Origin of the sequence: Microcystis sp. M53602_WE12 (genome assembly GCF_030065455.1) — a bacterium.
GTDB classification, from domain to species: Bacteria; Cyanobacteriota; Cyanobacteriia; order Cyanobacteriales; family Microcystaceae; genus Microcystis; species Microcystis aeruginosa.
Window position 1 is genome coordinate 1 of the sequence record NZ_JASJFB010000010.1, and the last position, 5459, is coordinate 5459.

Sequence of the window (5459 nt, forward strand, 5' to 3'; positions counted from 1 at the left end):
ACTCTTGTTCTGGTGTTGGGTAAAATCGGTAGCGATAGCTTTTCCATATCTCGCATTCTAGCATATATCGTGTAAATGCGCTAATATTTAACGGTAAAGCCGTCGTAGAACGACGGGGTTTCAGACCCAAATTTTCGATGAACTGTCCCACCCTTATAGCCTCTTGAATGGCTATCTCTTGGTGTGAATTGGTTTTTAACTTAAACTCTATGACTCGCATTGACTCGACCTCTCAATGTGTTATGCTTATAATCTAGCAACTCATCGTACAAGGTGTCAAGGCGATGTCAGCTTTTCATCTCCGAGGTAAAACCGAGGGTTCCTTCAAGCTGACATTTTAGGTAAAAAGTTTTTTTGTAGAAAGCTAAGGGGATCAGATAACTATGAGCCAGATCACAAACACGGATAAGAGTCTTGAGGCGATGAAAAAGTTTGCCGAACAGTACGCTAAAGGTACAAATACTTACTTCTGTAGCGATCTCTCGGTGACAGCCGTAGTAATTGAGGGATTAGCGCGTCATAAGGACGAATTAGGCGCTCCTTTATGTCCCTGTCGTCACTACGAAGACAAAGAAGCGGAGGTAAAAAATACTTTCTGGAATTGTCCCTGTGTACCGATGCGGGAACGGAAAGAATGTCACTGTATGCTATTTATTACCCCCGATAACGAGTTTGCTGGGGAAGAACAGATAATTTCCCTCGACTATATCCAAGAAGTCCGCGAATCGATGAAGGGGCATTAGTTTAGGGTAATGACAGCCACCGCTTTTGGCCAAGGAATCGACGAATTTAATCGCCAGCAATTCTATGCTTGTCATGATACCCTAGAGGCTTTGTGGATGGAGTCCACAGAGCCTGAAAAAACCTTTTATCAAGGCATTTTGCAGATTGCTGTCGCTTGTTACCATCTGGAAAATAATAACTGGCGCGGGGCGGTAATTCTTTTGGGAGAAGGGGTTAGACGTTTGCAACACTATCAACCCGATTACGAGGGGATCAACGTGACGCACTTGGTTGGGGAGAGTTTGGATCTATTAAACTTTTTACAGAATCTCGATCCCCAAGCATTACCGGCAGTGCTAGAAGCGATGAAAAGCAATCAGGAACATCCTCATCCCCACCTCGATCGATCTATCTGTTCTCTGCCGAAAATCCTCAAAAGTCATCCCGTTCTCTAAAAAGCTAGATTAGTTAGTCAATACAATTACGTCTATAGGTGAGATTTCTATGAGAGCAAGATACGCAAAAATCAGAGGATGGCTAGTTGCCCTCGTTTCTGCTGGCTTAATCATGGGATTGGGCAATTCTCCCCTAGTCAAAGCACAGCAGAACATTGTACCAGGTAATGCCATGACAGTGCGATCGGATATTCAGGAGGCGAACTCAAAAACGGGGGTAATTACTGCTAGGGGTAACGTACAAGTGTTCTATCCCGCTCGCAAAATGCAGGCCACTTCCGCCCAAGCTCAGTATTTTAGCCGCGAACGTCGTTTAGTGATGACGGGTAACGTTTACGTTTTGCAGGAAGGCAACAGTATCCGCGCCGAAACGATGACTTATCTTGTCGATGAGGGCAGATTTATCGCTACTCCCCAAACCAGTCAGCAGGTGGAGTCAATTTATTTAGTCCAAGATAACGAAACTTCCCCCCAACCGGCTGCTTCTCCGACACCCGCACCCATACCTTCCCCTTCCCTCCCCGCTGCCCCAATTATTAACCCGCAGTGATAGTCAGGAGTCAGGAGTCAGGGGTCAGGAGATTATTTTTAGTTATTCTTCCCACACCCTACACCCTACACCCCACACCCCACACCCCACACCCTACACCCCACACCCCACACCCTACACCCTACACCCCACCCCCCCACTTCCCCACTTCCCCAACACCCAACACCGGATAAAGATGACTTTAGTATTAGAAAATATCCATAAATCCTACGGTAAAAGGCTCGTGGTTAACCGGGTGAGTATTACGGTTGCCCCGGGGGAAATTGTCGGGTTATTGGGACCAAATGGTGCGGGGAAAACCACAACTTTTTATATCGCCACGGGATTAATTAAACCGAATCAAGGGCGCGTTTGGCTCGATCAAAAAGAAATTACCAAATTACCCCTTAATCAGAGGGCGCGTCTGGGTATTGGCTATCTGACGCAGCAGGCCAGTATTTTTCGTTATTTAACTGTATCAGAAAATATTCAGTTAGCCCTAGAACAGTCGGGGGTTCCCTTTTCCCAACGGGCAAATCGTCTCTATGATTTATTAAAAGAATTTCGCCTCGATAAGATTGTTCGCACTAAAGGAGCCTACGTTTCCGGAGGAGAAAGAAGGAGGACAGAATTAGCTCGCGCTTTAGCGGTGGGAGTCAACGGACCGAGATTTTTATTATTAGATGAACCTTTCGCGGGGGTGGATCCGATCGCCGTGTCCGAGATTCAAGCGATGATTGCTGGTTTAAGGGATCGTCAGATGGGAATTTTAATTACTGATCACAATGTGCGAGAAACTTTGGCTATCACTAATCGGGCTTATATTATGCGCGAAGGGCAGATTTTAGCGGCGGGAAGTGGCGAAGAACTTTATAATAATCCTCTGGTGCGTCAGTATTATTTGGGTGATAATTTTTTCCGATAATTGTTATTAATAAAAATCGCTGCATTATATCATGAAAGTTGGCAATTGGCAAGGAAATTTAAGTAGAATACCCGGATTTAGCATCTTAGACCGCTATATTTTTGTCGAGTTATTATTGCCCTTTTTATTTGGTATGGGTTTATTCACTTCTTTGGGAGTGGCGATCGGTACTTTATTTGATTTAGTGCGACGGATTACTGAATCGGGTTTACCTTTTACTTTGGCCTTAAAAATTCTCTTATTAAAAATGCCAGAGTTTATCGTTTTAGCCTTTCCCATGTCGATACTTTTAGCGGCTTTAATGGCCTACAGTCGTTTAGCCAGTGATAGCGAATTAATTGCTTTGAAAAGTATTGGAATTAGTGTTTATCGCCTAATAATTCCCGCCATTGTGCTAAGTTTAATAGTGACGGGATTAACCTACGTTTTTAATGATTATGTGGCTCCGGCTGCCAGTTATGAAGCTAATGCTACCATGACGAAAGCTCTGCGACCAAATCGCAAATCTTTTATTGAAGATAATATTATTTATCCTGAATACGGCAAAGTGCGGCAACCGGATGGAGGGGAACCCCAAACGGTATTAAGAAGGTTATTTTATGCCGAAAGATTTAACGGTCAAGAGATGCTAGGTTTAACCATTCTCGATCGCACCCAACCGGAAGTTAATCAAATTATTACCTCAGAATCAGCTTCTTGGAATATTGAAAAAAATATCTGGGATTTTTATAACGGCACAATTTATCTAATTGATCCTAATGGTTCCTATCGTAATATTGTCCGCTTTCAACATCAACAATTAGCCCTACCGCGTACCCCGTTAGATTTAGCTTTTCGAGGCCGAGATGGTTCAGAAATGACCCTGAGACAAGCGCAGGAATACCTAAAAATACTGCAATTAAGCGGCAATCCTACCAAAATTAGAAAACTACAGGTTCAAATCGAGCAGAAAATATCTTTACCCTTTGTTTGTTTGGTTTTTGGGATGATTGGGGCAGCCTTGGGATTACGTCCCCAAAATTCTAATAAAGCCACCAGTTTCGGTATTTGTATTGTCCTAATTTTCTCCTATTATCTCCTATCTTTTGTCACCAGTTCCTTAGGCATTGGCGGAGTTTTAACCCCCTTGATGGCCGCTTGGTTGCCCAATATTTTAGGATTAACTGCTGGGGGAATTTTGTTACTTCAGTCGGCTAAGTAATCGAGGGTTAGCGGTGGGAATAAAAATTGATAATCATCAAATTTCTAGGGCTAATTTGTATAAACGACTGCGGGATAAATTAGTAACCTGTGCTAATTGTCTGCTGGCTTGCGATCGATTAACTCCTCCTTCGATAATTTGTTTTAATTCCCGTTTTAATTCCTCGTCGGATAATTGGATATTATCGGCCTGATCGTTGCCCATAACTACGATTGTAAATTCCCCTTTAGGAGTTTTATTCTCCTGATATAAATTAATCGCCTCGGCGATAGTTCCTCGCCAAATTTCTTCGTAAAGCTTGGTTAATTCTCGACCTAAAACTATCTTTCTCGTTGATCCGAAAGTTTCGCGTAAATCCTCCAAAGTCTTAATAAGTTTGTGGGGTGCTTCATAAAAAACCATCGTTCTCGTTTCAGTTTTTAAACCCTCTAAGCGCTCTTGTTTCAGCTTTTCCTTACCCGGAAGAAATCCTTCAAAACAGAATCTTTCCGTGGGTAATCCCGACACCGCTAAAGCAGTAATTACCGCCGTTACTCCGGGGATGGGAACCACTTCGATCTGAGCTTCTATACAAGCTTTAATTAACTCATAACCCGGGTCAGAAATCCCCGGCATTCCCGCATCAGTAACCAAAGCGATATCCTGACCTTGGCTGAGAATATTTAATAACTGATCGAGACGGGAAAGACGATTATGTTCGTGGTAACTAATTTGAGGGGTTGGAATATCAAAATGCTGCAATAATTTGCCAGTGTGTCTGGTATCTTCAGCAGCAATTAGAGAGACTTTTTTGAGAGTTGCCAGGGACCGGAAAGTCAGATCGTCTAAATTACCGATCGGCGTTCCCACCACATACAATTTACCGAGATTATTCATAAATTGGCTAAAAATAGGCTATTTAGTCGTATTTTCAGTGATCAGTACCCAGTAAACAGTAATCAGTAAACTAAAAACTCGGCTCTCCCAGGTTTGGTGGGTAAAATGTATTCTAAGATACAGTCTTGGGGCAGTGAGTGGAACGAACCACAGAGACACAAAGGACACAAAGATCGATCAATCCTCTGTAAGTTAAACTTATCACACAGAACCTAGAAGAGCCAAAACTCACATCTGCTCACCGCTCACTGATAACTGCTCACTGATAACTGATAACTGATAACTGATAACTGAAGACCGATCGCTTTTCTCTGTTCAGGGATCACTCAAATAGGGTAAAGTAGGTCAAGGTATGCTAACCCTGTTATTGCATTAATCTAGTCTAAGGAGAACGTCTTAGTAATGTTAACCCTAAAAATCGCCGTTTATATCGTTGTTTCCTTCTTTGTCTTACTTTTTATCTTTGGCTTCCTTTCTGGCGATCCTACCCGTAACCCCGGACGCAAAGACTTTGAGTAGAAGACAATTAACAAACTGGTTCTAGGGTAGAGGCACAGGGAACAAGTTATTAAACTTTCCCTGTCTCCCTAGAAATAATGATCATGGTAGTATCATCGGAAATTTTGGGTCTGAAACCCCGCCGTTCTAGGTTGGCTTTACGTTAGAATTAAAAGGCCAGTCTCGAAAACCAAGTGGACGGCGCAGCACCTTGAAAACTCGGCTTAGGGGGTTCCGACCAGAAAAGCTTGG

The 5459-nt window shown here is 43.0% G+C and carries 9 protein-coding genes and 1 pseudogene; 7 read left to right on the forward strand and 3 right to left on the reverse strand.

The window, feature by feature from the left end:
- Positions 1-220 (reverse strand): helix-turn-helix domain-containing protein (locus PX482_RS00290; protein ID WP_288093209.1); only part of this gene is annotated, 220 nt, incomplete at its 3' end.
- Between the two features lie 163 nt (positions 221-383).
- On the opposite strand from PX482_RS00290, the gene PX482_RS00295 reads away from it, so the two are divergent.
- Genes PX482_RS00295 through PX482_RS00320 form a run of 6 tightly spaced genes read left to right on the forward strand, consistent with a single transcriptional unit; the run spans position 384 to position 3833 of the window.
- The gene (locus tag PX482_RS00295; protein WP_061432731.1) at positions 384-743 is read left to right on the forward strand and encodes a ferredoxin thioredoxin reductase catalytic beta subunit; all 360 of its coding nucleotides are present in this window, start codon (positions 384-386) and stop codon (positions 741-743) included.
- 9 nt (positions 744-752) lie between these two features.
- Entirely contained in the window at positions 753-1178 is a 426-nt protein-coding gene (locus PX482_RS00300; protein ID WP_147073110.1) for a DUF309 domain-containing protein, read from the forward strand.
- A 49-nt stretch (positions 1179-1227) separates the two neighbouring features.
- A complete protein-coding gene (locus tag PX482_RS00305) occupies positions 1228-1728 on the forward strand; it encodes an LptA/OstA family protein (RefSeq protein WP_288024445.1) in 501 nt (166 codons plus the stop codon).
- The gene (locus PX482_RS00310) at positions 1725-1901 is read left to right on the forward strand and encodes a hypothetical protein (RefSeq protein WP_288024442.1); all 177 of its coding nucleotides are present in this window, start codon (positions 1725-1727) and stop codon (positions 1899-1901) included. Before PX482_RS00305 ends, PX482_RS00310 begins: the two co-directional genes overlap by 4 nt.
- 2 nt (positions 1902-1903) lie before the next feature.
- Positions 1904-2632, forward strand: a complete 729-nt coding sequence (gene lptB, locus PX482_RS00315) for an LPS export ABC transporter ATP-binding protein (protein WP_002797884.1) — start codon at positions 1904-1906, stop codon at positions 2630-2632.
- Between the two features lie 31 nt (positions 2633-2663).
- The gene (locus PX482_RS00320; protein WP_288121935.1) at positions 2664-3833 is read left to right on the forward strand and encodes an LptF/LptG family permease; all 1170 of its coding nucleotides are present in this window, start codon (positions 2664-2666) and stop codon (positions 3831-3833) included.
- A gap of 36 nt (positions 3834-3869) precedes the next feature.
- Here PX482_RS00320 and rsmI read toward each other — a convergent pair whose 3' ends face one another.
- On the reverse strand, positions 3870-4709 hold the full coding sequence (gene rsmI, locus PX482_RS00325) for a 16S rRNA (cytidine(1402)-2'-O)-methyltransferase (RefSeq protein ID WP_288024437.1): 840 nt from the start codon (positions 4707-4709) through the stop codon (positions 3870-3872).
- A gap of 18 nt (positions 4710-4727) precedes the next feature.
- A pseudogene (locus PX482_RS00330) lies at positions 4728-4914 on the reverse strand (hypothetical protein).
- A 197-nt stretch (positions 4915-5111) separates the two neighbouring features.
- Between PX482_RS00330 and PX482_RS00335 the strand changes: the two are divergent.
- Complete coding sequence (locus PX482_RS00335; RefSeq protein WP_002732356.1) at positions 5112-5228, forward strand: photosystem II reaction center protein I; 117 nt, start codon at positions 5112-5114, stop codon at positions 5226-5228.
- Positions 5229-5459: the final 231 nt, after the last annotated feature.